The sequence below is a fragment of the Janthinobacterium sp. GW460-12-1-14-LB5 genome, assembly GCF_059423585.1.
Genome location: NZ_JBWKYD010000008.1, coordinates 101,751 through 126,188, shown reverse-complemented (window position 1 = coordinate 126,188; position 24,438 = coordinate 101,751). Strand labels below are relative to the sequence as shown.

The following is a 24,438-nucleotide window of genomic DNA, read 5'->3' as shown; positions in this document are numbered from 1 at the left end:
GCCAGCGCATTGCTTGTTTGCCTGTGCGCATCGCCGCCGGCCAGTGGCGCGTGCCGCCCAACACACGATCGGACCGGCTTTGCAATCGGAACAATTTGAACGCATTCATGACTTTTGGACGCGCCGCCAGCGGCTGACACAAGGCGAACTGGGCGAGTTTTACCAGCGCGTCATCGCCGCGCTGACGCCATGCCGCCCGCGCGAGGCGGCCTCGCTTGGCGATTCGCTGGCCGACTTGCGCCACCAGTTCTTCATTGAAAAAGTCCTCCACGGCGACAGCGACGCCGCGCCCCACCACGTCGGCGCCTTGTTCCTGTACTTCAAGCGCTTCATCATCGACCAGCTGCGCAAGCAGCGCGATGACGAGGACGCCGATGCGCAGGAGGGCTGCGAGTTGCAGGCGCCCGACGCCTATGCGGCGCCGCTGCGCGACTACCAGCTCACACCCCAGCAAGTGCGCGAAGCGGCCGACGTATTTATTACCACCTTGTCCCGCGATTTGATCTTGCTGCTGCGCCATTGCGGCTGCGGCGGCATGCCCGTCAAGGAACTGGCAGAACAGATCGCTTCCGCGCATTACCACGGCGGAAAATTAGGTCTCGTGCACCGGCAGAAGGGCGATCCCGCCAGCGCGGGACGGCAGATCGTCGAGCCGGCCCACCGCGCCACCTTGCTGGGCAGCTGGGTATTGACCCTGCTCAAGCTGCGCGTGGGCGACAGCCTGGCCGCGCGCGACACGCAGGCGGCGCAAATAGTTTTGGATATTCTGTGTGTGGCCGCGTTATCCCTGCACATGGACCCCGTGTCCACCCACCCGAACCCTGATGAAAGGCCATCGGCATGACTGCATTGACGCCCTCGCTGGCCATCGTTGCCGCGCGCCTGCCATCGCCCCCGTCTTCCGCCGCACTGCTGGACGCGGACGTGGTGGGCACTACCCCCGACTGGCGCGGCATTGCCGTGCCGGAACATGTGATGCAAGGCTTTGCGCGCCGCAGCGACGCCGCGCCCCTGGCCGCGCGGCCCATCGCGGGCGGACAGATCCACCTGCTGGCGCGCCGCCCGGGCTTTGGCGCCGTGCTGCTCGATGCCTGGGACGGCGCACAGCAGCGCTGGCGCGGCTGGCTCGTCACGCCGGACGCGTCGTATGCGGACGCCTGCGGCCTCGTGGTCGAGGAGCGCGACGCGCCCGCCGACCCGCGCGCGGGCCTGGTGCTGTGCGACATGCCCGTGACCGTGGCCGTGACGGACCTGGGCGCCTGCCTGGGCGTGTTCAGCCAGGAGCGCCTGCAGGCGGCGCGCTGGCTGGAAACGCATGGCCGCGCCAACGGGGCCGCCGCGGCGCCCGGCGTGATCGCCCGCGTGGCCTTGCCCGGCGGCGATTACGCCTTGACGGGCACGCCCCTGTCTAGCGAACTGGGCAAGGATGGCCGCGTGGCCTACCGGCAATTGCTGCGCCAGGGGCTGCAGCAGTTGCAGATCGCCCCGGCCGATGCCGCCGCGCCGCAGTTGATGCCAATCAAGGCGGCCAATGCCAGCCGCTGGCTGAAGATCGTCACGGCCGTGGCCGCCAGCGTGATGGTGGTGCAATCGGCGTGGCTGTTCCTGCCGAAAGACCAGGCAGTCGTCGGCAATGCGGAATTCCGCAACGGTGCCCCACAGCGCAGCGGCGTCGAGACGGGCGTGCGCACGCGCGTGCTGTTCCGTGCCGAGGCGACGGAAGCGGAGATCCGCGCGTGGCTGCAGCGCGAGCAGCTGGAAATCGTTGCCGGCCCGGACACCCTGGGCGCCTTCACCTTGCTGTCGCGCGACCGCCAGAAGGTCTTGCCGCCGCCAGGCCCGGGCAATCCGCTGGCCGTCATCAATCCCTGAATCCTGAAATAAGAGAAAGTTATCAAGCATGACAACGTATAAGAATTTTGCATCCGCGCACTGGCGCACACTGGCCATGGGCCTGGCCGCCGGCATGCTGTTGACGGGCTGCGCCATGACGCCGAACGGCCGTGGCGGCGTGATGATGGGCCTCGATACTGCCGAGCTGTTCGGCACGCCGCTGTCCACCTTCCGCCTGCGCGACGGCACGGAAGGCACCTTGCGCAAGGATCCGCAAGGCAAGTATTCGATCAAGCTGTCGCAGGCGTTTCGCGTCGTGCCGCTGGCCAACGCCATCACGGCCCGCGTGGCGCGCGTGGAAAACGTGGGCGAGCGCACGGTGGTGATCGTCGAAACGCAGGAGCGCGGCTGCGCCTACCGCTATGAAGTGCTGGCCTTCCAGGGCACGGACGTGCTGCAGTGGACGGTGGGCAATTGCAAGGACCGTCCCCGCGTGGAACTGGCGGCGGACGCCAAATCGCTGAACATCGATTTTCCCAACTACAACCGCCTGTCGCGCATGATCTACACGGACAACCGCCTGCTCAACGCCAGCGTGGCCGTGCCGCCCGGCGTCGATACGCGCGCCCAGCCGTTTGCCGACGACGGCTTGCGCGCTACCGGCCCTGCCATCGCCACCGTGCCTGGCAGCGGCAGCGACAGCGGCCGCGTGATCCCGGCGCCACCGGCGGCCGCTCCGGCCCCTGCCGCCGCGCCGAAAGCGGGCAGCCGCGCCAGCGCCAAGCCGCGCCGCCAGGAAACCCAGGCCAAGGCGGCGCCCGCCATCAGCCTGCCTGCCCCGCGCAGCGCGGCGACTGCCCCTGCGGCGCCGATGATCTTCCAGGCCGAAGAGATCAAGCCCGTCGTCATCGATTTGAGGAAATAAGATGGCCGCGAGTCTGCGCAGTCTGCAAATCCGGCAGACCTTGATCCTGATCGTCCTGACGATCATTTATTTGTGCTGCGAGCTGGGCTTCAATGCCCGTTTGCTCGACGTGGTGGGCGGCGACGTCAAGCCGCACGACGTGGAAGGCGTGGAATTCTATGGCCGCAGCCTGTCGGGCATCGCCGCCGCGCTGGTGGTGCTGCAACTGATGTGGCGCCGCCGCCTGAAGAACAATGGCAGCGGCCCCAGCTGGAAAAAGATCCTCTTTTGCTGCTTCGCCACGGCGGCGGTCGTGTTCGGCATTCTGAAGACCACGGTCACGGTGCTGGTGGAAACGCGCGATGCGCAATTTCGCCGCCTGGCCTTCAATACCACCCTGATGCAGCGCTCGCTGGTGGGCGGCAGCCTGCAATTGCAGGGCCTGGTCGACGATGCCACCCTGTTTGCCAAGCCGGAAGGCAAGGCGTTCCTGGCCCTGTTTCCGTTCCTGGCCGTCTCGGTGGGCCACCTCGACGAGCGCATGGAGCCGGCCAAGGAACAGTTGATCAATTTTAATGTCCGCAAGATCGCCGGCGGCGCGGCCGGCTACTATGACAAGTACCAGCAGGCGATCGGCGAGGTGCATGACAAGTGGAAATTGTATTCGGGTATCATTCCCGACGACGATGCGGGCTTGCGCCAGCAGCAGGAATCGGCGTGGAACGATTACCGGCAAAGCTTGTCGCGCCACGGCTGGCAGCCGCATTCCGTGCCGGCGCGGCGCAAGGCGGCCGTCGTCAACAATGTGCGCAAGAAAGTGCCCGTGCCGGCCAACTGGCATCCTGCCGACCAGATTTCGTTCCGCCTGGCCGTCAAGCGCCGCTATGCGTCGGAAGCGGCCAGCAAGGGCTTGACCGTCAAGGGCGAGCGCATTCCGCCCGGCTTGTCCTTCCCCGCCTTCGTGGCGCGCCCCGGCATCCAGGCCGTCTTGCGCGACGGGCCGGACGGTGGCGACGGCAGCGAAGCGAGCAAGGGCTTGCGGTTGCCCAAGGGTGCCGTGGTGCAGGACGCGTATGCGAGTCCGGCCGAGTTCAGCCGCCTGTTCGACCAGTTCGCCGCGCGCCAGACGGCGGAAAAGCTGGTCGAATACCGCGCCAGCCGCAGCGACTTCGAAGTGCATGGCAAGTATTATGCGGAGGGCAAGGAAGCGGCGCGCGCCGCCATCGTGCCGCCCGTGGCCCTGTTTTTCTCGCTCCTGGGCGCCATCGGCCACTTTTCGAAACTGCTGTACCTGATCGCCACCGTGGGTTTGCTGGTGCTGGCGGCGCGCCGGGGCGAGCAGGCGGGCGCCGATGGCCAGCTGAGCCGCCGCTCCGCCTGGATCGCCACGGGCGTGCTGGCCGGCGCCTTCCTGGGAACCTGGGGTATTTTTAGCCTGTCGGACAACAATGTCACGAAGAGCGAGCTGTTCCGTCAGATGCTGGACTGGAACCGCCAGGCGGCCGACGACAGCACGCGCTGGCAAATCGCCGGCAAGGGCTTGCTGGCCAATATCACGCACGTCGTGGCGGTGGGGCAGGGTTACAGCTACCCCGTCAACGAAGCGATCCGCATCAATGTTTTGCAGGGACTCGAATATGGTTATCACCCGGAAAAGAAATAAGGCGGCCGCCCTGGCCTTGCTGCTGTGCATGGCCAGCACGGCCGTCCAGGCCGACTGCCTGGGCATGAAGGTACACGCCCACCGCGGCGCCGGCAATGCGCCGGAAAACTCGCTGAGCGCCCTGCGCAACACGTATTTCGGCACCTGGGACGGGGTCGAGACGGATTTGCAGCTGTTGGGTGACGGCAACTGGGTGGTGCATCACGACCTGCTCACGGGCAGGGTGGTCGACACGGGCGCGCCCCGCACCGTGAAACAATTGACGGCCGACGACTGGCGCGCGGCCAGCATGAAGAACCGCGGCGTGCTCACGCCGGAAACGCCGCCCTTTGTGACCGACGTCGCCGACCTGGCCACCGCGTTCCCGGCCAAGACCCTGAATGCGGAAATCAAGGACGTCGTGCCTTCGTGCGCGCCCATCGCCACCCTGGTGGGGCAGTTGCGCGGCATCAAGCATGGCAACTGGTTCCTGACGTCGGGCGTGCCGAACAACCTTGCTTGCGCGCGCCGCGCCGATCCGCAGGGTTACCTGGGCCTGCTCGTGTTTGACGCGCGCAATGCGCAGGCGGCCGGCGCCAACCGGGTCAGCCGCTATATCGCGAAAAATGCCCGTCCGCCCAAGCTGGACAAGCCGTGGCTGCAGCGCGTGCAGCAGCAGATCGGCATGCCCGTCGGCGTGCACGTCGATGCGCGCAGCCTGGACGCCAATCCCAGGCTGCTGGACGACGCGGCCGGCCTGAACATGCCCGTCTTCGTCTACGCCGTCGATGGCGACTCGGCCCTGGCCGCGTCCCTGTTGCGCGCCCAGCAGCGCAGCCACCGCCTGCCCAGCGGCGTCATTCTTGACGGCAATCCCGAAACGTTTTGTGCGATGATGAAATAAGTTTTCGCTGCTCTGCGAGGCGCCGGTTTTGCCGTGCAGCAGAACGCCTTGCCACCCCAGAAATTGCAGCGTCCAACGGCCCGTACAGGGCCGCTTTTTGCACATCTTTTGCGCATTGCAGCATCGATAATGTTTGCATCGCGCGCGTGACTGGCCTATAAATGTAATCGATTACATTTATGTGAAAACCCCATGCCGCCAGCCGTCCCGTCTTCCTTGCCCACAGAAACCGTCTCCATCAGCGCCGTCGCCGCGCATGCGGGCGTGTCGGTGGCCACCGTCTCGCGCGTGATGAACGAGCAGGCAGGCGTGCGGGCGCCCACGCGCGACAAGGTGCTCGCGTCCGTGGCCGCGCTCGGCTACCGCATGAACCACCTGGCGCGCAGCCTGCGCACGGCCGAGAGCCGCATGCTGCTCACCATGGTGCCCGACGTGGGCAACCCCTTTTATGCGCAGATCGTGCGCGGCATCGACACGGTGGCGCGCGAACACGGCTATTTTGTATTGCTGTGCGACACGGGCGCCGATGCGGGCCGCGAGCGCTCCTACTTCGACTTGCTGCGCATGCACCGCGCCGACGGCGCCATCTGCCTGGACCCGGACACGGTGCAGCATGCGCTGTCGCATGAATCCGCCAGCCTGCCGTGGGTGGCATGCTGCGAATTCGACCCCGCCGTGGCCGTGCCCTACGTCGGCATCGACAACCACCGGGCCGCGTCCGACGCCGTCGCGCACCTGTTGTCGCGCGGCCATACGCGCATCGGCCTGATCAACTCCGACGAGCGCTATCTGTACGCGCGGCAACGCCAGCAAGGCTATCTGGACACCCTTGCCGCGGCCGTCCTGCCCGTGCGGCCCCAGTGGGTGCACACGGTGCAAAGCCTCGACTATGAAGCGGGCACGGCCGCTACGTTGCGCATGATGGCGCAGCCCGATGCGCCGACGGCCATCTTTGCCGTCTCCGACACCCTGGCCATCGGCGTCTTGAGCGCGCTGCGCCAGCTGAACAAGCGCGTGCCCGAGGACGTGGCCGTGATCGGCTTCGACGATATCGCCATCGCCGCGCAGATCGCCCCAGGCTTGACCACCATCGCGCAGCCGATGCGCGAGCTGGGCGAGACGGCGGCCCGCTTGCTGCTGCAGCGCTTGGCGGACCCTGCAGCCAGCGTGCCGGGCGTGTTGCTTGAACATAACTTGGTCTTGCGAGGGAGTGCATAGTGAGCGTTGCCGTCGGTTTCGAGGGAGTGTGCAAGGATTTCGGTCCCGTGCGCGTCTTGCATGGCGTCAGTTTTACCCTGGCGCCCGGGCGCGTGTATGGTTTGCTGGGCGAAAACGGCGCCGGCAAGTCGACCCTGATGAAAATCCTCGCCGGCTACGAGGCGGTGAGCGAAGGGCAATTGCTGATCGATGGCGAGCCCCGGCGCTTCGCCAGTTCGCGCGCGGCGGAAAGCGCCGGCATCGTGCTGATCCACCAGGAATTCAACCTGGCCGAGCACCTGACGGTGGCGCAAAACATGTTTTTAGGCCACGAAAAGACGCGCGGCTGGCTGCTCGACGAGGCCGCCATGCGCGAAGAAGCGTCGCGCTACCTGAAACAGGTGGGGCTGGACGTGTCGCCTGACACGAAAATACGCGACCTCATCGTTGCAGAAAAGCAACTGGTGGAAATCGCCAAGGCCTTGTCGCGCCGCGCCCGCTTTTTGATCATGGACGAGCCGACGGCCACCCTGACGTCGTCGGAAACCCAGCGTTTGTTCGCCGTGATGGCCCAACTGAAGGCGGACGGCGTCACCATCCTCTATATTTCCCACAAGCTCGACGAAGTGGAGCGCAACACGGACGAAGTCATCGTCATGCGCGACGGGCGTTTCGTCACGCGCGAGCCGACGGCCAGCCTGACGCGCCAGCAGATGGCGAATCTGATGGTGGGGCGCGAATTGTCCGACATGTTCCCCGCGAAAGCGCCGCTGGCGGAAGAGTCTCCTGTGTTGCTGAAAGTCGAGGGCCTGACGGTGCCGGGCTGGTCCAGGGATTTGTCTTTCGAAGTGCGCGCCGGCGAAGTGCTGGGCTTTGCGGGGCTGGTGGGCGCGGGGCGCACGGAATCGTTCGAGGCACTGCTGGGCTTGCGCCCGCGCAGCGCGGGCTTGATCGAGATCAATGGCCAAGAGGTCGATATCCGCACGCCCAGGCAAGCCATGCAGCACGGCATGACGTATCTGAGCGAAGACCGCAAGGGCAAGGGCTTGCACGTGAACTTGGGCTTGCGCGAAAACCTCACCCTGATGACGATGGAGCGCTATGCGCGGCCCTGGCTCGATGTTGCCGGAGAGAAGCAGGCGCTGGCCAAGGCGGTTGAAGACTTCAATATCCGCACGGGCGACCTGGACAGCCGCGCGCGCATGTTGTCCGGCGGCAATCAGCAAAAGCTGGCGCTGGCGAAATACCTGCATTCGGACCCCCGTGTCGTCGTGCTCGATGAGCCGAGCCGGGGCGTGGACGTGGGCGCCAAGCGCGACATTTATTTTCTGATCCACCGCCTGGCCGCCGAAGGGCGCGCCGTGATCGTGATTTCATCGGAATTGATCGAATTGATCGGCCTGTGCCACCGGGTCGCCGTGATGCGCGCCGGCACCCTGCAAGCCACCCTGTCTGCTGACCACCTGACCGAAGAGGAGTTGATTGCCCATGCAACCGGCACGCACTGACACCACCGTATCCCCAATCTCCCGATTCGGCGCGCGCATCAAGGGCTTTGGCCCCGTGCTGGGCTTGTTAGCTCTGTGCATCGCGGGCACCTTGCTCAATGGCGACTTCGCCACCCTGGATAACCTGATGAACGTGCTCACGCGCACGGCCTTCATCGGCATCATCGCCGTGGGCATGACCTTCGTCATCATTTCCGGCGGCATCGATTTATCGGTCGGCTCGATGGCGGCCCTGATCGCCGGCTGCATGATCTATTTCATGAATGCGCTGGCGCAAGGCGCGGGGGGCAACCTGGCGCCGATCACCATGCTGGTGCTGGGCATCGCCATGGCCCTGGTCTTGGGCGCCGGTTTCGGCCTGATGCACGGCTTGTTGATCAGCAAGGGCAATATCGAACCGTTCATCGTCACCCTGGGCACCCTGGGCATCTTCCGCGCGGTGCTGACGTACCTGGCCGACGGCGGCGCGCTGACCCTGGACGCCACCCTGTCCGAGCTGTACAGCCCCGTCTACTACACGAGCGTGCTGGGCGCACCGATCCCGATCTGGATTTTCCTGATCGTTGCCGCGGCCGGCGCCGTCATATTGAACCGCACCACGTTCGGCCGCCACGTGCAGGCGATTGGTTCCAACGAGCAAGTGGCGCGCTATGCGGCCATCAATGTCGACAAGGTCAAGATTGCCACCTACATGCTGCTGGGCGTGTGCGTCGGCATCGCCACCGTGCTGTACGTGCCGCGCCTGGGTTCGGCCACGCCGACGACGGGCTTGCTGTGGGAACTCGAAGCCATCGCCGCCGTCGTCGTCGGCGGCACCGCGCTGAAGGGCGGCGAGGGGCGCATCGTCGGCACCGTCATCGGCGCGATTTTATTATCCGTGATCAGCAACATCCTGAATTTGACCAGCATCATCAGTGTCTACCTGAATGCCGCAGTGCAAGGCGTGGTGATCATCGCCGTCGCCTTCCTGCAGCGTGGCCGCAAATAAAACAAGAGCGGCGTTCTGAAAGGGCGGCCACCGGGCGCCCACAACCTTGGAGGAGAGCAGCATGAAGAGCTTTAGACGGGTAGCAGGGATGGCAGTGCTGGTGATGCAGGCGTGGGCCTTGCCGAGTGCGCAAGCGGCTGACAAGTTGGTTGTCGGCGTGGCCATCCCCACGGCCACGCACAGTTTTACCTCGGGCATCGTGTGGTGGGCGAACCAGGCCAAGGCGGAGCTGGAAAAAGCCCATTCGGGGCTGAAAATCATCGTCAAGACGGCCGCCACGGCGCCCGAACAGGCGAACCAGCTGCAGGATATGTTGACGGTGAACAAGATCAACACCCTGGTGATCTTCCCCATCGAATCGGCCTCGCTGACGCAGCCCGTGGCGCAAGTGAAAAACAAGGGTGTGTACGTGACGGTGGTGGATCGCGGCTTGACGAACACGCAGTCGCAGGATGCGTACATCGCCGGCGACAACACGGCCTTTGGCAAGCTGCCGGCCGAATATCTGGCGAAAAGTTTGAATGGCAAGGGCAATATCGTCGTGCTGCGCGGCATGCCGACCACGCTCGACAACGAGCGCTTTGACGCGTTTTCCGCCGTGATGAAGGGCCATCCCGACATCAAGGTGCTCGACGCCAAGTATGGCAACTGGAACCGCGACGATGCCTTCAAGGTCATGCAGGATTACCTGACCCGCTTCAAGCACATCGACGCCGTCTGGGCCGCCGATGACGACATGGCCATCGGCGTGCAGAAGGCCATCGCGCAAGCCAAGCGCACGGACATCAAGCAAGTGTTCGGCGGCGCGGGCGCGAAGGGCGCGGTGAAAAAGATCATGGACGGTTCCGACCCGCTGATCGTGGCCGACGTGTCGTACTCGCCGAAGTTCATGTACGACGCGATTAAACTGACGACGGAAGCGCGCCTGAAAGGTGATAAATTGCCGGCCAACACGATCATCCCCTCGGTGCTGATCACGCGCGAGAACGCCAAGCAGTTTTACTTTCCGAACTCGCCTTTTTAATTACACCCCAAGACAAGGGCTGGGGTCGTACCTGAAGGGGGAATGCGTCCCAATGGGACGCATTCCGATCCCGTAGGGACCGACCTTCCAATTTGATTTTAAGGAATTTCCATGAAAACCATCCAGGGCCCGGCCATCTTCCTGGCCCAGTTTCTCGGCGACGAGCCGCCGTTCGACTCGCTAGAGCACCTGGCGCAATGGGCGGCCGGCCTGGGCTACAAGGGCTTGCAGCTGCCGACGGCGCCGCGCTTGTTTGATCTGGAACAAGCAGCCAGCAGCCAGCAGTATTGCGACGACGTGGTCGCCTTGCTGGCGCGCCATGGCTTGCAGGTGACGGAATTGTCGACGCATTTGCAGGGCCAGCTGATCGCCGTGCATCCGGCCTATGACGCCCTGTTCGACGGCTTTGCGCCAGAACAGGTACGCGGCGATCCGGCCGCGCGCACGGCCTGGGCCACGCAGCAGCTGCTGTGGGCGGCCACCGCTTCGCAGCGTCTGGGCCTCACGGCGCACGTGACGTTTTCCGGCGCGCTGGCCTGGCCGTATCTGTACCCGTGGCCGCAGCGCCCGGCCGGGCTGGTGGAAACGGCGTTCGCCGAACTGGCGAAACGCTGGCTGCCCATCCTCGACGCGTTCGATGCGGCCGGCGTGGACCTCTGCTATGAACTGCATCCGGGCGAGGACTTGCACGATGGCGTGACGTTCGAGCGCTTCCTGGCCGCCGTCCATGACCACCCGCGCGCGTCCATCTTGTACGACCCCAGCCACTTCGTGCTGCAGCAGCTCGATTACCTGGCGTTCATCGATATCTATCATGCGCGCATCAAGGCTTTCCATGTAAAAGATGCGGAATTTCGGCCCAACGGGCGCCAGGGCGTGTATGGCGGCTATGGCGACTGGCAAGACCGTGCCGGGCGCTTCCGCTCGCTCGGTGACGGGCAGATCGACTTCAAGGCGATTTTCTCGAAGATGGCGCAGTACGACTTCCCGGGCTGGGCCGTGCTGGAATGGGAATGCTGTTTGAAACACCCGGAGGACGGCGCGGCCGAAGGGGCGCGTTTCATCCGCGAACACATCATCCACGTGGCGCAGCACGCGTTCGACGATTTCGCGGGCAGCGCGGTTGACCAGGATCAAATCCATCACTTGCTTGGCTTGAAATAGGGAGACGACATGCAGCGACGGATACGCTTGGGCATGGTTGGGGGCGGGCAGGGCGCATTCATCGGCGCTGTGCACCGTATCGCGGCGCGTATCGACGACCAGTATGAACTGGTGGCGGGCGCCCTGTCGTCCGACCCGCAGCGCGCGCGCGACAGCGGCGCGGCGCTGCACCTGGCGCCCGATCGCTGCTACAGCGATTACCGCGCCATGGCGCAGGCGGAGGCCGCCAGGGCGGATGGCATCGAGGCCGTGGCCATCGTCACGCCGAACCATTTACATGCGCCCGTCGCCACGGCGTTCCTGGAAGCGGGCATCCACGTGATCTGCGACAAGCCGCTGGGCATTTCTCTGGCGGAAGGCCAGGCGCTGGCCGCGCTGGCAGAGCAGAAAAACCTGCTGTTTGCGCTCACGCATACCTATAGCGGTTATCCGCTGCTGCGCCACGCGAAAGCGATGGTCGAGGCGGGCGAAATCGGCGAGCTGCGCCTCGTGCAGGTCGAGTATTCGCAGGACTGGCTGGCGGACGCGATACACGCGGGCGGCATGAGCGAGGGCAACTGGCATAACGACCCGCTGAAAGCTGGCCCGGGCGGCACCCTGCTCGACGTGGGCTTGCACGCGTATCACCTGGCGCAGTTCGTCAGCGGCTTGACGCCGCAGCAGGTGCTGGCGGAATTGTCGACTTTTGTTCCGCACCGCACCCTGGACGACCATGTGCAGGTGATGCTGCGCTATGCCAACGGAGCCAAGGGCACCCTGTGGGCCAGCCAGGTGGCGACGGGGTGTGAAAACACGGTGCGCTTGCGCCTGTTCGGTAGCAAGGCGCAGCTGGACTTTGACCAGGAACAACCGAATGAGCTGTGGTGCACGCCGCAGGGCGGCAACCGCCAGCTGCTGCGCCCGGGCCGGGTCGACAGCGCCGCCGCGCGCCACGCCACGCGCGTGCCGGCCGGCCATCCGGAAGGGTATCTGGAAGCGTTTGCCCAGCTGTACCTGGATGCGGCCTTGCACATTCGGGCCTTGCAGGCGGGCTTGCCCGTGCCCAGCGAAGCCAGCTGGCTGCCGACGGTGGCCGATGGCGTGGCGGGCCTGGCCTTTGCGGAAGCCGTGCTGCGCAGCCATGCGCAAGGCGGTAGTTGGACCACCCTGGCGGACTGTTAAACTGGGCGCATGAGCGCGCCCCTGACCACCTTTATCGTTACCATCGTCCCGCAAGGCTGGCAATTCCCGGCCGAAGCGGGCACCACCGTGTTGGCCGCCGCCGAGCTGGCCGGCATCCGCCTGCTCAGTTCCTGCCGCAACGGCACGTGCCGCACGTGCCTCTGTCACATGCCCGAAGGAAAGGTGCGCTACACGGTGGACTGGCCCGGCATCAGTCCCGATGAACGGCTCGACGGCTATATCCTGCCCTGCGTGGCCGTGGCGGACAGCGATGTCACCATCCAGGCGCGCGCCGTGCGCACGGGCAATTAGTTCACGACGGCTTGCCGCCCTTCAGGCGCTGCAGCAGCGCGTCCACGCCGTCGCTGACGGGCAAGCCGTGGCGGCGCAGCAGCTGCACGTGCAAGACGAGGTTTTCCAGCACCAGCTTGGCCGCCACGGCCAGCAGGGCCAGGTTGCGGTCTTCCGGGCTGAAACTTTCCATGGCGTCGGCCATCTCGCACAGGTGATTGGCGATCAGGCCGCGCAATTCCTGCTCGTCGAAGGGCAGGTCGGCAAAGTCGATCGGGTCGGCCACTTCCACTTCCTGCATCAGCACCGCTAGTTCTTCCGGGGTAATCGTCATGCCTGGCCTCCTTGTGTGCTTGCCGCTATTTTAATTGTATTGGCCGCAAAGGGGACTAGAATGAGTCCAGGCCGACGACGTCAAAGGCACTATGGCGCACTTGCATTTTACGCAACAACTGGCGCGTTTCCTCGACGTCCCCACGGTGGACGTGGCGGCGCCATGCCTGCGCGCCGCCCTCGATAGCGTCTTTGCCCGGCAGCCGCGCCTGCGCGGCTATGTGCTCGACGAGCAGGGCGCCTTGCGTCCGAACGTGGTGATCTTCATCGATGGCGCCCGTTGCCGCGAGCGGCGCGTGTTGGACGACCTATTGCGGCCCGACAGCCAGGTGTATATCTTGCAGGCACTTTCCGGAGGTTAATCATGGGACCAGGCAGGGCGCAACGCGCGTATCTCGGCACCCGCAAGGGGCTGTTCCAGTTCGATGTCGATGCGGCCGGCGCCTGGCAGCTGGCGCTGGTGCAGTTTGCCGGCGACCCCGTCTCCATGCTGCTGCACGACGGCCGCGACGGCGCCCTGTACGCGGCCCTGAACCTGGGGCACTTCGGCGCCAAGCTGCACCGCCGCGATGCGGGCTCCAGCGCGTGGCAAGAAGTCGCCGTGCCCGCCTATCCCGCCAAGCCCGAGGGCAGCAGCGATAGCGTGGACTGGACGGTGCGGCAGATCTGGTCGCTGGCGGCCGGCGGCGCGGACCAGCCCGGCGTGCTGTGGGCGGGCACCCTGCCTGGCGGCCTGTTCCGCTCAAGCGACCGCGGCGACAGCTGGCAGCTGGTGGACTCGTTGTGGAACGTGCCGCAGCGGGCGCAATGGTTTGGCGGCGGCTACGACGTGCCCGGCATCCACAGCATCTGCGTCGACCCGCGCGACAGCAATACCGTGCTGGTGGGCGTGTCCTGCGGCGGCGTGTGGCAAACGCGCGATGGCGGCGCCAGCTGGGCCTTGAGCGCGACGGGCATGCGGGCCGACTACATGCCGCCCGAACTCGATGAAAACGAAGCCGTGCAAGACCCGCACCGCATCGTGCGCAGCGCCGGCACGCCGGATGCGCTGTGGTGCCAGCACCATAACGGCATCTGGCGCTCGCACGATGCCGGCTGGCACTGGCAGGAAGTCACCACGGCGCCGCTGTCGCATTTCGGCTTTGCCGTGGCCGTGCATCCGCGCGACGGCGAGACGGCCTGGTTCGTGCCCGCGCAGGCGGACGTGCTGCGCATACCCGTCGATGGCGCGCTGGCCGTGACGCGCACGCGCGACGGCGGTAAAACGTTCCAGGTGTTGCGCGAGGGATTGCCGCAGCGGCACTGCTACGACCTCGTGTACCGCCACGGGCTGGCGCTGGCCGACGACGGGCGCAGTTTAGTGATGGCGTCGACGACGGGCGGCGCCTGGTATTCGGGCGACGAGGGCGAGCATTGGCAGACCATCTCCGCCCACTTGCCGCCCGTCTATGCCGTCTGTTTTGCCACGCCGTAATAGCACAGGAAGATATCGACGGCCAGTTCCGTCACTTCGCGCCGGCGTGCCGGGCCCAGCAGAGGCTCACCGAGGGTGATCTGCGGCCAGAAGGCAAAGGTCTTCAGTGGAGCCATCAGCAGGTGCCCCACTTCCAGCGTCTCGCCCGCCTTGATGCGCCCGTCTTGCTGCGCCGCGCGGATCCAGATATTCAAGCCCGTTTCCTTTTCATTCAGGCGCGCCACCATCGCTTGCGCGCGCTCGGGCGAGTGGATGGTTTCGCCGAAGATCACGCGCGCCAGGTCGATGAAGGCCGCGTCGCACAGCAAGGCCATTTTCTGCTCGACCAGGGCCAGCACCTGCGGGCGCAGCGGCTGGTCGGCCACATAGGGCACGGCAGGCTGGGCCATGCTGCTTTCCCACATGCGCTGCAGGATTTCCGCGAACAGCTCGTCCTTGCTGGGGAAATGGTTGTACACGGTGCGCTTGGACACGGCGGCCGTGGCGGCGATCCTGTCCATGCTGGTCGCATCAAAACCGTGCTCGCGGAACTCGGCGATGGCGGCATCGACGATGGCGACGCGCTTGCGGTCGGTGAGGCGTTGCGGTGCGGCCATGGCTGAAAATCTCCTTTGAAAACAATATTTTACACCTCTTGGTTTACTTTGCCAGAAATAGGAACTACACTGTGTAGTGTAATTTAATCCTTGTATTTTATTGACCGGGCTGCATATGTACCGCATCTTATTCTTGGGAGTTCTGATCATCATGAGTTCTTGCACCTTGCGCGCCGCGCCCGTCGCGCCCACCGAATCACCGCAACGCCTCGACGGCAAGTTCCGCAATCCCGTGCAGATGCACAAGCTGGGCACGGCGGCAACGCTCAAGCTGATGTGGACGTTTCTCTTCGATAAGCCCGACAGCACCGTGCCGGCCGCTGCCGTGCCCGTGCAAGCCCTGACCCGGGCGCAACTGCTGGCCGCGCCCGACAACAGCCTGTTTCGCCTCGGCCATTCGACCCTGCTGTTGAAACTGAACAATGAGTTTTTCCTGACGGACCCCGTGTTTTCCGAGCGCGCCTCGCCCGTGCAATGGGCCGGCCCGAAGCGCTTTCACCAGCCGCCCATCAGCATCGCCGACTTGCCGCCGATCAAGGCCGTCATCCTGTCGCACGACCATTATGACCACCTCGACCATGCCGCCGTGCTGCAACTGGCGGCCAAGACCGAACATTTTATTGCGCCGCTGGGCGTGGGCGACACCCTGGTGTCCTGGGGCGTGCCGGCCGCCAAGGTGCAGCAATTCGACTGGTGGCAGGGGACGACGATAGCCGGCGTGAAACTCGTCGCGACGCCGTCGCAGCATTTCTCGGGACGCGGCTTGTTTGACGGTAATCAAACCCTGTGGGCCTCGTGGGTTATCGACGCGCCCGGGGTGCGCGTGTTTTTCAGCGGCGATTCCGGCTATTTCGACGGTTTCAAGCAGATCGGCGACAAATACGGCCCGTTCGACGTGACCATGATCGAAACGGGCGCCTACGACAAGCTGTGGCCGGACGTGCACATGCAGCCCGAGGAAACCTTGCAAGCCCACCTGGACTTGCGCGGCAAGTGGCTGATGCCCGTGCATAACGGCACCTTTGACCTGGGGCTGCACGCCTGGCATGAGCCGTTCGACCGCATTGCGGGACTGGCGGCCAAGCGGGGCGTGAACCTGGCCACGCCGCAGATGGGCGAGGCGGTCGACCTGGCGCAGCCGAAGCAGGGAACTACATGGTGGCTGCCAATGCTGGAAGAGGAAATGCTGCGGTAATTTACGCCGTTACGCCGTCACGTCGATCAGGCGGCCCAGCGTCTGGCCATAGCCGTTCAGCTGGGGCGTGCTTTTCGGCGCGGCCGGGATGGCTTGCTGCGGCACGGCCACCTTGATCGCCTGATCCAGCTGCGGTGCCTTCACGGCGGCGGGGGCATCGGCCTGCGCTTGCTGGCTGCTGCGTTGCGTCTGGCTCAGCGATTCCTGTTCCCGCGCCAGCAGCTGGCGGCTTTGCGCCAGCTGTTCGCTGTCGCGCCGTACCTGGTTCTGGCCTTGCTCGACCCGGCGCTGCGCCGTGGCCAGCGAGGCTTGCAAGTTGTTGACGGATGTTAGCGTGACCACATTGTTCACCTTTGAAAGAATATCCAGGCTTGCGCAGGAGAGGGAAGTCAGGCCGGGGAGCGCGACGTGTCCGCAGGTAATCTTTACCTGAATCAAGAGTAGGACAAATTCTCGCACAGTTCCAGTGAATTATGTTTTCTTGATAATTTTATCGTGCGCGCTTTGCCTTGCCGAAGCGGCATGCCGAAACTGGCCGGACATTTTCCAAAGTGAGTACCCGCTGTGGCTTTCAGTCCTTGTTTGTCTGGCATTGCCGAGGCCAGGCCGCACAGTTGTTAAACGTGGTCGCCTATAAAACGTTGCTTTTTAAATAGTCAATATGTTGTTGTTTTTCTACCATGTATGCGCACGCTAATGCGCGGCCTGTTTGGCGCTCTGGGCTATAATGGACGGTCAGAGTTGGTTTCTTTTGCCATACAGACAGGTAGTTAACATGAATCTCAAGAGCCTCGCAATTGCCCTCGGCATGTCGAAAACGACAGTCAGCAGGGCGTTGAACGGCTATCCGGAAGTCAATTCCCGCACCCGTGAAATCGTCCTGGCCGCCGCCAAGAAAGTCGGCTACCGGCCCAATCCGCTGGCGCGCAGCCTGGCCGTCGGCCGCACCAACGTGCTCGGCATGATCTATCCGCTGCTGCCCAGCGACCTGGGCGACAGCGTCTTTCTTTCCGTCGTGAATGGCATGTCGGACGCCGTCGAAGCGTCGAAGATGAGCCTGATCATCGCGCCCGTGTCGCCGCAGAACGAACAGCCGTCATATGAAAACATGGTGCGCGGGCGCCAGGTCGATGGCCTCGTGGTGGGCCGCACCAAGGTGGTCGACGAGCGCATCGCATATCTGACGAAAGTCGGCTTTCCGTTTGTCGCGAACGGCCGCACGCGCATCGACGCGCCGTACGCGTATTTTGACTACGATAACGATACGGGCATCGACCTGGCCGTGTCCTTCCTGGCGGCGCATGGCCACCAGCGCATCGCCTTGCTGAGCGCGCCGCTGGAGCTGCATTTTGCTTATGAGCGCAAGGAAAGCTTTATCCGCTGCATGGCGCAGGCGGGCTTGCCGCTGGATCCCGCCTATCTGCTCGACAATACTTTCGACCGCCGCAGCGGCTACCAGGCCATGCAGCAATTGCTGGCTTGCTCGCCCCGTCCCACGGCCGTCATCGTCGACAACCACCTGTCCGGCGTGGGCGTGGTGCGCGCGCTGATGGATGCGGGTATCGAAATCGGCAAGGAAATCTCCGTCATTGTCTGGGGCAATGTGGAAGACACTTTGATCGGCATCAACGTCACCACCATCGACCAGCCCGACCTGCGCCGCGCCGGCGCCAAGATGGTGGAAATGCTGCAATCGCTGCTGGCCGGCACGCCGCCGGAACGGCTGCAGGAAATTTGGCAACCGGTGCTGTTGCCGGGGGCGACGGTGGGGCGCTGCGCGGATTGACATCAGCTCATGCCCAGTATGGGACGTATTCCGCGAATTTATTGCCGCTGGTGCTGTCCTTGCGCTTGATGCGTCCCGCTGCGACAGCATCGGCGATCAAGTTGGTGATTTGATTGCGCTGGCGCTCGCTGACCTTGAAGCGGGTACGCAAGGTGGTATTGGTCAATGTCTGGCTGGAAAAATACTGCAAAACGGCATGTTGATAGCAAGCTTCCACGCGCTCGACCTGCGCCATGTCGGCGAACTGTCTTGGCGCGTACAAGGTGACTTGGAAACCATTTTCCAGTGGCGTGAAGAGGACGGGCGGCATGCCGAATAACTCGACGGCCGAGACCACTTTTTGGAATCCCGTACCCCTTTCTTCACAGATCCGATATTGCCGAAATTTGGATGCCAGCAATTCATTGCGTGACTCTGGTGTCGTACCGATCAGACGGTCAAGGCGCTTGCTTGGAAGCAGTGTCCCCGGATTGGTGAAGGTGATGCGGTCGTCGTAGATTTCTATAGTAGGGCCAGCGCCTGTGACGTTGAAATCCTGATGGATCAAGGCATTCGCGATTAATTCGCGTAGCGCAATTTCAGGATAGAGGCTAACTTGCTCACGCAGGGATTGCTGGATCACTTCCGAATGTGGCAGGACGCGCAGTAGATAGCCGATCAAGCCTTCGAAACCCACTGCATAGCCTTTGTTGCCGCGAACTTCATCAATTGTATCGACTTTGTTGGTGCCGCTATAACGGATGACGCGAATACGTTTACGACTGAGGTGCGTGAAGTGCTCCAACTCACGCGCTGCTGAGATACCACCGAAATGCGTAATGTAGTAGCCGCTGCCATCGGGAATGACCATATTTTCCTCCTCCAGCCAGCGCATCAGCTCAAAGCTGTCGTCAGGAAGAGGGCGTTGCAAGAGTTTGGAAATGGTCGCCAGATCGAGATGTTCGATGACTTCATCGGCAGAAAGCAGGGGTGTCGTTCGTAGTTCCTCCCAGCGGGGAGCATGGCTGTTGAGCATGAGTGCACCAACTTCCGATCGAGATGCTTTACGACTTGTGCCACCCGATCTTATCCATGTTTCTTCAATACTCTTGCCCCTGCGATGTGCGGGCTTGTCTGCTTGTTCACGGATATAAACGAATAATAAAGGAACGGTGTCGTATTCGACTACTGCATGGTCGAGGATAAGAGGCGGCTCAACTGCATCGCGGCCCAGATTGGTCAACTGCAAAATGGTTTCTTCAACTTGAGTTTGCTCAACTCCCATCAGCGCAGCTCCAGCGTCTGCGATGCCATAGACCATATAGCCGCCGTGCGGACAATTGGAGAAGGCGATCAGATGTTCGATTAAGCGCTCTTTGTTGCCGGACAACGATAGTTTCCAGTCCAGTTCATTGATCTCATGGGGCACGGGATCCCGACTGGACTTAAGCAGCGCTATTGCCTGGACGACCCAATGTTTTACCATGTGATTGTAAGTGGCTGATTTTTATGGTTATTTTGCGTCTGTCGTTTTTCTGGTGTGATAAAGCGAGTGAAATAAATGGCAGGATCAGGATAGTGAATTAAACGCTGCCAGGCAAGCCACCTGGCAGCGTTGTATTCCAGAGTCACCTAGGCTGCGTGCTTGCTCCCATCAGCCAGCTTTGCCAGCAACCTCGCCTTGTCCTTGCGGTAAGTATCGACGGCGGCTTCCTTGACGTGGCCGAAGCCGCGGATTTTTTCGGGCAGCGACGCCAGTTCCACGCAGGTAGGCAGGTTTTCCGCTGTCAGGTTCACCAGCATGCCGGCCAGCAGTTCGCGGTATTCGACTATCAGCGCGCGTTCCATCTTGCGCTCGGCCGTATAACCGAAGATGTCGAAGGTGCCGCCGCGCAAGCCTTTTGCTTTGGCCAGCAGCTTGAAGGCGCGCCACATCCAGGAACCGAACTCCGCTTTCACCAGGTGGCCCTTCGCATCCTTTTTTGCAAACAGCGGCGGCGCCAGGTTGAATTTCACGGAGAAGTTGCCTTCGAACTGCTGCTGCAATTGCTCCACGAAACGGCCATCCGTGTACAAACGCGCCACTTCATACTCGTCCTTGTAGGCCAGCAACTTGAAATAGCTCTTGGCGACAGCCGTCGACAGCTTCTGGCCCAGTCCCAGGATATTCTCGCGGTCGCGTACCTGTTTGACCAGGGTCAAGTAACCATCCGCATACGCGGCGTTCTGGTACGCGGTGAGGAATTCCACGCGCTTTTTCACCAGGCTATCCAGGCTTTGCGGCATTTGCACGATGATCGCTTGTGTGGGCGTGGCGATTTGCGTGACTTTGCGCACGTCGACGGCGGCGCGGCGGCCCCACAAAAAGCTTTTCTTGTTCGACTCGATGCCCACGCCATTGAGTTCGATGGCGCGCAGCAGCGCCGCTTGCGTCAACGGGATGCGGCCTTTTTGCCAGGCGTAGCCGAGCATGAACAGGTTGGCGGCGATCGAATCGCCCATCAGCGCCGTGGCCAGTTTTGTGGCGTCGATAAAGTCGGCCGCATCCGCGCCGCCCACGGATTCCTCGATCAGCTGGCGCACTTCCGCCGTTGGATATTGCCAGTCGGCATTTTGTGCAAACGTGCCTGGCGGCTGTTCGTGCAGGTTGACGACGGCCAGGCTGCGGCCGGGACGCATTTTCGATACGGCATCCTGCGCGCCGGCCGTCAGCATGTCGCAGCCCAGAATCAGGTCCGCTTCGCCCGTGGCGATGCGCTGGGCGCGGATGTGCGCGGGGGACTTGGCGATCTTCACGTGCGAGGTGACGGAACCGTTCTTTTGCGACATGCCCGTCATGTCCAGCACGGACGCGCCCTTGCCTTCCAGGTGGGCCGCCATGCCCATCAGCGCGCCCACGGTGATGACGCCCGTGCCGCCGATGCCGTTGATCAGGATGTTGTACGGCGCGTCGCAGGCAGGCAATTGGGGTTCCGGCAGCGGACCGAAGTTGTCCGTCTCGCCCGCTTTACTGGCACCCGTTTTGGTTTTCTTCAGGCTGCCGCCTTCGACGGTGACGAAGCTGGGGCAGAAACCCTTGGCGCACGAGTAATCCTTGTTGCACGAGGATTGGTCGATGGTGCGCTTGCGGCCAAATTCCGTCTCTTTTGGCAGGATCGACACGCAGTTCGACTGCACGCCGCAGTCGCCGCAGCCTTCGCAGACGGCGTCGTTGATGACCATGCGTTTCGGCAAATCCGGATACTCGCCCTTTTTCCTTCTCCGGCGTTTTTCGGCGGCGCAGGTCTGGTCGTAGATCAGCACGGACACGCCTGGCACCTCGCGCAATTCGCGCTGCACGGCATCCATGTCCTTGCGGTCGTGCAAGGTCAGGTGGGCGGGCAGGTTGCTGCGGTCGCTGTAGCGTGATAAATCTTCCGTGACCAAGGCGATGCGGGCGATGCCTTCGGCCGCCACCTGCTGCGCCATCATCGGTACGGTGATGAGGCCGTCCACGGGCTGGCCGCCCGTCATGGCGACGGCGTCGTTGTAGAGGATTTTATAGGTGATGTTCACCTTGGCCGCCTGCGCGGCGCGGATGGCCAGGTAGCCGGAATGGAAGTAGGTGCCGTCGCCGAGGTTCTGGAACACGTGCGGCAATTCGGAAAATGCGGCTTGCCCGATCCACGGCGCGCCTTCGCCGCCCATGTGCGTGGTCAGCTTGTTCATTTCCGGGTAGATCGAGGTCGCCATCACGTGGCAGCCGATGCCGGCCAGCGCCAGGCTGCCGTCGGGCACCTTCGTCGAGGTATTGTGCGGACAGCCGGAGCAGTAGAACGCGGGGCGGAACGGCGTATTCACGGCCTTTTTCAATACCGCATCCTTGGCGTCGAGGAAACTTAATCTCGCCTTGATCAGGTCGCAGGTGACGGGGTCGGAAATCAGGCGCGCGATGCGGCTGGCGATGACCCGTGCCACTTGCGAGACGGAAAAATCCGCCTTGGACGTGAGCAGCCATTCGCCGCGCGGCGCGACCCATTCGCCTTTTTCGTCGAACTTGCCGATCACGCGCGGACGCACGTCGTCGCGCCAGTTGTACAGCTGTTCCTTGAGCTGGTATTCGACGATCTGACGCTTCTCTTCTACCACGAGAATTTCATCGAGACCTTGCGCAAACTCACGCACGCTGTCCGGCTCCAGCGGCCACGGCATGGCCACCTTGAACAGCCGCATGCCGACGTCGGCCGCCATCTGCTCGTCGATGCCCAGCTCTTCCAGCGCTTCCAGCACGTCCAGATACGATTTGCCGGACGCGATGATGCCCAGCTTGGCGTTCGGGCTGTCGATGGTGGTGTGGTTGAGCTTGTTTTCGCGCGCGTAGGCCAGGGCCGCATAGATCTTGTAGTCCTGCATCAGCGCTTCCTGGTTGCGCGCCTGCTGGCCCAGCGGGATGCTCGACAGGCGCGCGTTCAGGCCGCCTTCGGGCATGACGAAGTCTTGCGGAATTTTCACTTCCACGCGGAACGGATCGGCATCGATGGAAGCCGACGATTCGACCGTGTCGGCCAGGGCCTTGAAGGCTACCGTGCAGCCGGAAAAGCGCGACATGGCCCAGCCGTGGATGCCCAGGTCCAGGTATTCCTGCACATTGCATGGATACAGGACGGGGATCATCGAGGCGGAGAACAGATGGTCGGACTGGTGCGGCAGGGTCGATGAGTATGCGCCATGGTCGTCGCCGGCCACCAGCAGCACGCCGCCCAGTTTCGAGGTTCCCGCATGGTTCATGTGCTTGAAGACGTCGCCGCAGCGATCCACGCCCGGGCCCTTGCCGTACCACATGGCGAACACGCCGTCGTACTTGGCCGGGCCGATCAGGTCGACCTGCTGCGAACCCCAGACGGCCGTGGCCGCCAAGTCTTCGTTGACGCCGGGCACGAACTGCACGTGGTGCGCTTCCAGCTGTTTCTTGGCTTTCCACAGGTTTTCATCGAGGCCGCCCAGGGGCGAGCCGCGGTAGCCGGAAATGAAGCCGGCCGTGTTCAGGCCCGCGGCCTGGTCGCGCAGGCGCTGCATCATGGGCAGGCGCACGAGGGCCTGGATGCCGGACAAGAAGATGGCGCCGGAAGTGGCCGTGTATTTGTCGTCGAGGCTGACGGTGGTCAAGCGGGAAGTGTCGGGGGGCGTAGATGGCGCGGCACCGGCGTTTCTAGCGAACGCTGCGGAGCCGTTTTCCGTGGTCACGGACATGGCTGTCTCCAAAAGGGTGTTTCAGATGACGGCTGTACAAGGGACGCGCCCGGTAAGGCGCGCACTGTGCAGACGGGACGGCCGCGTGTGGGCGGCACATAACTATTTTAAATTTAAAATAATTAATGTGGTCAGTGTAGAACGAGTCAGGAGTGGGGGCAAATACGCTTTGGCGATGGGGGTATAAGAAATACTTATGCCGTGGGCGAGAGCACGTGCGCCCCCACCCAGCGCCCGCTGCCGCACAGCTCGGCGGCCACTTGCAGCACGAGATTTTTCACGGCGTTGCCCGCATTGGTGAGGGGAATGTTTTTCGAGGCGCACAGGGCCACCGTGCGCGACAGTACGGGGCTGTGGATGGCGTAGCTGCGCATGGCGCCGCTGTCGAGTTCGGCCAGCAGCGGTGCGGCGGGCAGGATGGTGGCGCCCATGCCGGCCAGGATGGCCGATTTCAGGATGGCGATGGAGTTGATCTCGATCACGTTCGCCGTCTCCAGGCCCAGTTCGCGCGCGCGGCTGTCGATGCGGGGGCGCACGCCGTGCTGCAGGCCCGGCAGGATCAGGGTGGCGCTCAAGGCTTGCTGGAACGACACGGCAAGGCCGGCGGGCGCGAACGGCGAATCGCTGCGGCAAATAAAACGCATCTCTTCTTCCACCAGCGGGCAGCAGGAAAACGGCGTCAGCTGGCCATCGTCGAACAGCACGGCCAGGTTGATGCGGCCCGATTTGAGCTGTTCATTGAGGTTGCCCGTGATTTCTTCCGTCAGTTGCAGGGTGATCTCGGGATAGCGTTCGCGCGCGGCCAGCAGCAGGGGCAGGGCCAGGGCGCCGGAGATGCTGTGCGGCAAGCCCAGGGTGACATTGCCGGACGGCCGCGTGGCGCTTTGCGTGACGGCCGAGCGGGCGTCGGCCACCTGTTTCAGGATCGCCTGGGCATGTTCGTAGAATACCTTGCCCGCGTCCGTGCTGAGCACGCCCTGGGCCGAGCGGTGCAGCAGCTGCACCCCCAGTTCCTCTTCCAGCTGGCGCAGCTGCTGCGTCAGGGCCGGCTGCGCCACGTGCAGGACCAGGGCCGCGCGCGACAGCGAGCCGTGGTCGACGATGGCAACAAAGTAGCGTAATTGGCGCAGTTCCATGGGTTCCAGAAGCGGTACGGTGATCGGAAAAATTGCGCCGCGGCGCCGAACGCGGCCAGCAGAATAACAATTTTGTTATACTCATTCTAGCCCC

General features: G+C 63.5%; 22 protein-coding genes. 16 read left to right on the top strand and 6 right to left on the bottom strand.

The features are described from left to right. Positions 1-79: 79 nt before the first annotated feature. From AC07X6_RS10370 to AC07X6_RS10315, 12 genes are all read left to right on the top strand, one after another. Positions 80-844, top strand: coding sequence for a hypothetical protein (locus tag AC07X6_RS10370; protein ID WP_494790897.1), 765 nt, complete (start codon positions 80-82; stop codon positions 842-844). After that, a complete protein-coding gene (locus AC07X6_RS10365; RefSeq protein WP_494790896.1) occupies positions 841-1,872 on the top strand; it encodes a hypothetical protein in 1,032 nt (343 codons plus the stop codon). Before AC07X6_RS10370 ends, AC07X6_RS10365 begins: the two co-directional genes overlap by 4 nt. Positions 1,873-1,900: 28 nt before the next feature. Beyond that, entirely contained in the window at positions 1,901-2,758 is an 858-nt protein-coding gene (locus AC07X6_RS10360; RefSeq protein ID WP_494790895.1) for a hypothetical protein, read from the top strand. 1 nt (position 2,759) lies between these two features. After that, on the top strand, positions 2,760-4,400 hold the full coding sequence (locus tag AC07X6_RS10355) for a hypothetical protein (protein ID WP_494790894.1): 1,641 nt from the start codon (positions 2,760-2,762) through the stop codon (positions 4,398-4,400). Beyond that, on the top strand, positions 4,375-5,283 hold the full coding sequence (locus AC07X6_RS10350; protein ID WP_494790893.1) for a glycerophosphodiester phosphodiesterase: 909 nt from the start codon (positions 4,375-4,377) through the stop codon (positions 5,281-5,283). Before AC07X6_RS10355 ends, AC07X6_RS10350 begins: the two co-directional genes overlap by 26 nt. Before the next feature lie 192 nt (positions 5,284-5,475). Further along, on the top strand, positions 5,476-6,501 hold the full coding sequence (locus AC07X6_RS10345; RefSeq protein ID WP_494790892.1) for a LacI family DNA-binding transcriptional regulator: 1,026 nt from the start codon (positions 5,476-5,478) through the stop codon (positions 6,499-6,501). After that, positions 6,501-7,988 carry a sugar ABC transporter ATP-binding protein gene (locus AC07X6_RS10340; protein ID WP_494790891.1) on the top strand — a complete coding sequence of 496 codons (1,488 nt, stop codon included), beginning with the start codon at positions 6,501-6,503 and terminating at the stop codon, positions 7,986-7,988. The genes AC07X6_RS10345 and AC07X6_RS10340 overlap by 1 nt, the downstream gene beginning before the upstream one ends. After that, positions 7,969-8,976 (top strand): ABC transporter permease, encoded by a 1,008-nt coding sequence (locus AC07X6_RS10335; RefSeq protein ID WP_230540223.1) that lies wholly within the window; start codon positions 7,969-7,971, stop codon positions 8,974-8,976. Before AC07X6_RS10340 ends, AC07X6_RS10335 begins: the two co-directional genes overlap by 20 nt. A gap of 88 nt (positions 8,977-9,064) precedes the next feature. Further along, positions 9,065-10,000 (top strand): substrate-binding domain-containing protein, encoded by a 936-nt coding sequence (locus AC07X6_RS10330; RefSeq protein ID WP_494790973.1) that lies wholly within the window; start codon positions 9,065-9,067, stop codon positions 9,998-10,000. Between the two features lie 111 nt (positions 10,001-10,111). After that, entirely contained in the window at positions 10,112-11,164 is a 1,053-nt protein-coding gene (locus tag AC07X6_RS10325; protein ID WP_494790890.1) for a sugar phosphate isomerase/epimerase family protein, read from the top strand. Between the two features lie 9 nt (positions 11,165-11,173). Further along, positions 11,174-12,325, top strand: coding sequence for a Gfo/Idh/MocA family protein (locus tag AC07X6_RS10320; RefSeq protein WP_494790889.1), 1,152 nt, complete (start codon positions 11,174-11,176; stop codon positions 12,323-12,325). 9 nt (positions 12,326-12,334) lie between these two features. After that, a complete protein-coding gene (locus tag AC07X6_RS10315) occupies positions 12,335-12,637 on the top strand; it encodes a 2Fe-2S iron-sulfur cluster-binding protein (protein ID WP_494790888.1) in 303 nt (100 codons plus the stop codon). Between the two features lies 1 nt (position 12,638). On the opposite strand, the gene AC07X6_RS10310 is transcribed toward AC07X6_RS10315, so the two are convergent. Beyond that, positions 12,639-12,950 carry a hypothetical protein gene (locus AC07X6_RS10310; RefSeq protein ID WP_131687909.1) on the bottom strand — a complete coding sequence of 104 codons (312 nt, stop codon included), beginning with the start codon at positions 12,948-12,950 and terminating at the stop codon, positions 12,639-12,641. 91 nt (positions 12,951-13,041) lie between these two features. On the opposite strand from AC07X6_RS10310, the gene AC07X6_RS10305 reads away from it, so the two are divergent. Next, a complete protein-coding gene (locus tag AC07X6_RS10305; protein ID WP_494790887.1) occupies positions 13,042-13,311 on the top strand; it encodes a MoaD/ThiS family protein in 270 nt (89 codons plus the stop codon). 2 nt (positions 13,312-13,313) lie between these two features. After that, positions 13,314-14,423 carry a WD40/YVTN/BNR-like repeat-containing protein gene (locus AC07X6_RS10300; RefSeq protein WP_494790886.1) on the top strand — a complete coding sequence of 370 codons (1,110 nt, stop codon included), beginning with the start codon at positions 13,314-13,316 and terminating at the stop codon, positions 14,421-14,423. Here the strand turns inward: AC07X6_RS10300 and AC07X6_RS10295 are convergent. Next, positions 14,396-15,019 (bottom strand): TetR/AcrR family transcriptional regulator, encoded by a 624-nt coding sequence (locus tag AC07X6_RS10295; protein ID WP_494790885.1) that lies wholly within the window; start codon positions 15,017-15,019, stop codon positions 14,396-14,398. The two genes, AC07X6_RS10300 and AC07X6_RS10295, sit on opposite strands and share 28 nt — an antisense overlap. 151 nt (positions 15,020-15,170) lie before the next feature. Between AC07X6_RS10295 and AC07X6_RS10290 the strand changes: the two genes are divergently transcribed. Beyond that, entirely contained in the window at positions 15,171-16,214 is a 1,044-nt protein-coding gene (locus tag AC07X6_RS10290) for an MBL fold metallo-hydrolase (protein WP_494790884.1), read from the top strand. A gap of 9 nt (positions 16,215-16,223) precedes the next feature. Here the strand turns inward: AC07X6_RS10290 and AC07X6_RS10285 are convergent, their stop codons facing one another. Further along, entirely contained in the window at positions 16,224-16,556 is a 333-nt protein-coding gene (locus tag AC07X6_RS10285) for a hypothetical protein (RefSeq protein ID WP_494790883.1), read from the bottom strand. Between the two features lie 433 nt (positions 16,557-16,989). Here AC07X6_RS10285 and AC07X6_RS10280 point away from each other — a divergent pair, with 433 nt between their 5' ends. After that, positions 16,990-18,000: a substrate-binding domain-containing protein gene (locus AC07X6_RS10280; RefSeq protein ID WP_230540233.1), complete on the top strand. Its 1,011-nt coding sequence runs from the start codon at positions 16,990-16,992 to the stop codon at positions 17,998-18,000. 7 nt (positions 18,001-18,007) lie between these two features. Here the strand turns inward: AC07X6_RS10280 and AC07X6_RS10275 are convergent, their stop codons facing one another. The 3 genes from AC07X6_RS10275 to AC07X6_RS10265 all read right to left on the bottom strand — a co-directional run bounded on the left by AC07X6_RS10275 (position 18,008) and on the right by AC07X6_RS10265 (position 24,344). Beyond that, positions 18,008-19,465 (bottom strand): ATP-binding protein, encoded by a 1,458-nt coding sequence (locus AC07X6_RS10275; protein ID WP_494790882.1) that lies wholly within the window; start codon positions 19,463-19,465, stop codon positions 18,008-18,010. A 146-nt stretch (positions 19,466-19,611) separates the two neighbouring features. Then, on the bottom strand, positions 19,612-23,208 hold the full coding sequence (locus tag AC07X6_RS10270; protein ID WP_494790881.1) for an indolepyruvate ferredoxin oxidoreductase family protein: 3,597 nt from the start codon (positions 23,206-23,208) through the stop codon (positions 19,612-19,614). A 194-nt stretch (positions 23,209-23,402) separates the two neighbouring features. Continuing rightward, a complete protein-coding gene (locus tag AC07X6_RS10265) occupies positions 23,403-24,344 on the bottom strand; it encodes a LysR substrate-binding domain-containing protein (protein ID WP_494790880.1) in 942 nt (313 codons plus the stop codon). Positions 24,345-24,438 lie beyond the last annotated feature (94 nt).

Excerpts from the sequence above, each read along its gene's own strand:
- AC07X6_RS10365 (WP_494790896.1), top strand. The coding sequence starts at position 841 with ATGACTGCATTGACGCCCTCGCTGGCCATCGTTGCCGCGCGCCTGCCA.
- AC07X6_RS10360 (WP_494790895.1), top strand. The coding sequence starts at position 1,901 with ATGACAACGTATAAGAATTTTGCATCCGCGCACTGGCGCACACTGGCC.
- AC07X6_RS10355 (WP_494790894.1), top strand. The coding sequence starts at position 2,760 with ATGGCCGCGAGTCTGCGCAGTCTGCAAATCCGGCAGACCTTGATCCTG.
- AC07X6_RS10350 (WP_494790893.1), top strand. The coding sequence starts at position 4,375 with ATGGTTATCACCCGGAAAAGAAATAAGGCGGCCGCCCTGGCCTTGCTG.
- AC07X6_RS10345 (WP_494790892.1), top strand. The coding sequence starts at position 5,476 with ATGCCGCCAGCCGTCCCGTCTTCCTTGCCCACAGAAACCGTCTCCATC.
- AC07X6_RS10335 (WP_230540223.1), top strand. The coding sequence starts at position 7,969 with ATGCAACCGGCACGCACTGACACCACCGTATCCCCAATCTCCCGATTC.
- AC07X6_RS10330 (WP_494790973.1), top strand. The coding sequence starts at position 9,065 with ATGGCAGTGCTGGTGATGCAGGCGTGGGCCTTGCCGAGTGCGCAAGCG.
- AC07X6_RS10325 (WP_494790890.1), top strand. The coding sequence starts at position 10,112 with ATGAAAACCATCCAGGGCCCGGCCATCTTCCTGGCCCAGTTTCTCGGC.
- AC07X6_RS10320 (WP_494790889.1), top strand. The coding sequence starts at position 11,174 with ATGCAGCGACGGATACGCTTGGGCATGGTTGGGGGCGGGCAGGGCGCA.
- AC07X6_RS10315 (WP_494790888.1), top strand. The coding sequence starts at position 12,335 with ATGAGCGCGCCCCTGACCACCTTTATCGTTACCATCGTCCCGCAAGGC.
- AC07X6_RS10310 (WP_131687909.1), bottom strand. The coding sequence starts at position 12,950 with ATGACGATTACCCCGGAAGAACTAGCGGTGCTGATGCAGGAAGTGGAA.
- AC07X6_RS10305 (WP_494790887.1), top strand. The coding sequence starts at position 13,042 with ATGGCGCACTTGCATTTTACGCAACAACTGGCGCGTTTCCTCGACGTC.
- AC07X6_RS10300 (WP_494790886.1), top strand. The coding sequence starts at position 13,314 with ATGGGACCAGGCAGGGCGCAACGCGCGTATCTCGGCACCCGCAAGGGG.
- AC07X6_RS10295 (WP_494790885.1), bottom strand. The coding sequence starts at position 15,019 with ATGGCCGCACCGCAACGCCTCACCGACCGCAAGCGCGTCGCCATCGTC.
- AC07X6_RS10290 (WP_494790884.1), top strand. The coding sequence starts at position 15,171 with ATGAGTTCTTGCACCTTGCGCGCCGCGCCCGTCGCGCCCACCGAATCA.
- AC07X6_RS10280 (WP_230540233.1), top strand. The coding sequence starts at position 16,990 with ATGAATCTCAAGAGCCTCGCAATTGCCCTCGGCATGTCGAAAACGACA.
- AC07X6_RS10275 (WP_494790882.1), bottom strand. The coding sequence starts at position 19,465 with ATGGTAAAACATTGGGTCGTCCAGGCAATAGCGCTGCTTAAGTCCAGT.
- AC07X6_RS10270 (WP_494790881.1), bottom strand. The coding sequence starts at position 23,208 with ATGTCCGTGACCACGGAAAACGGCTCCGCAGCGTTCGCTAGAAACGCC.
- AC07X6_RS10265 (WP_494790880.1), bottom strand. The coding sequence starts at position 24,344 with ATGGAACTGCGCCAATTACGCTACTTTGTTGCCATCGTCGACCACGGC.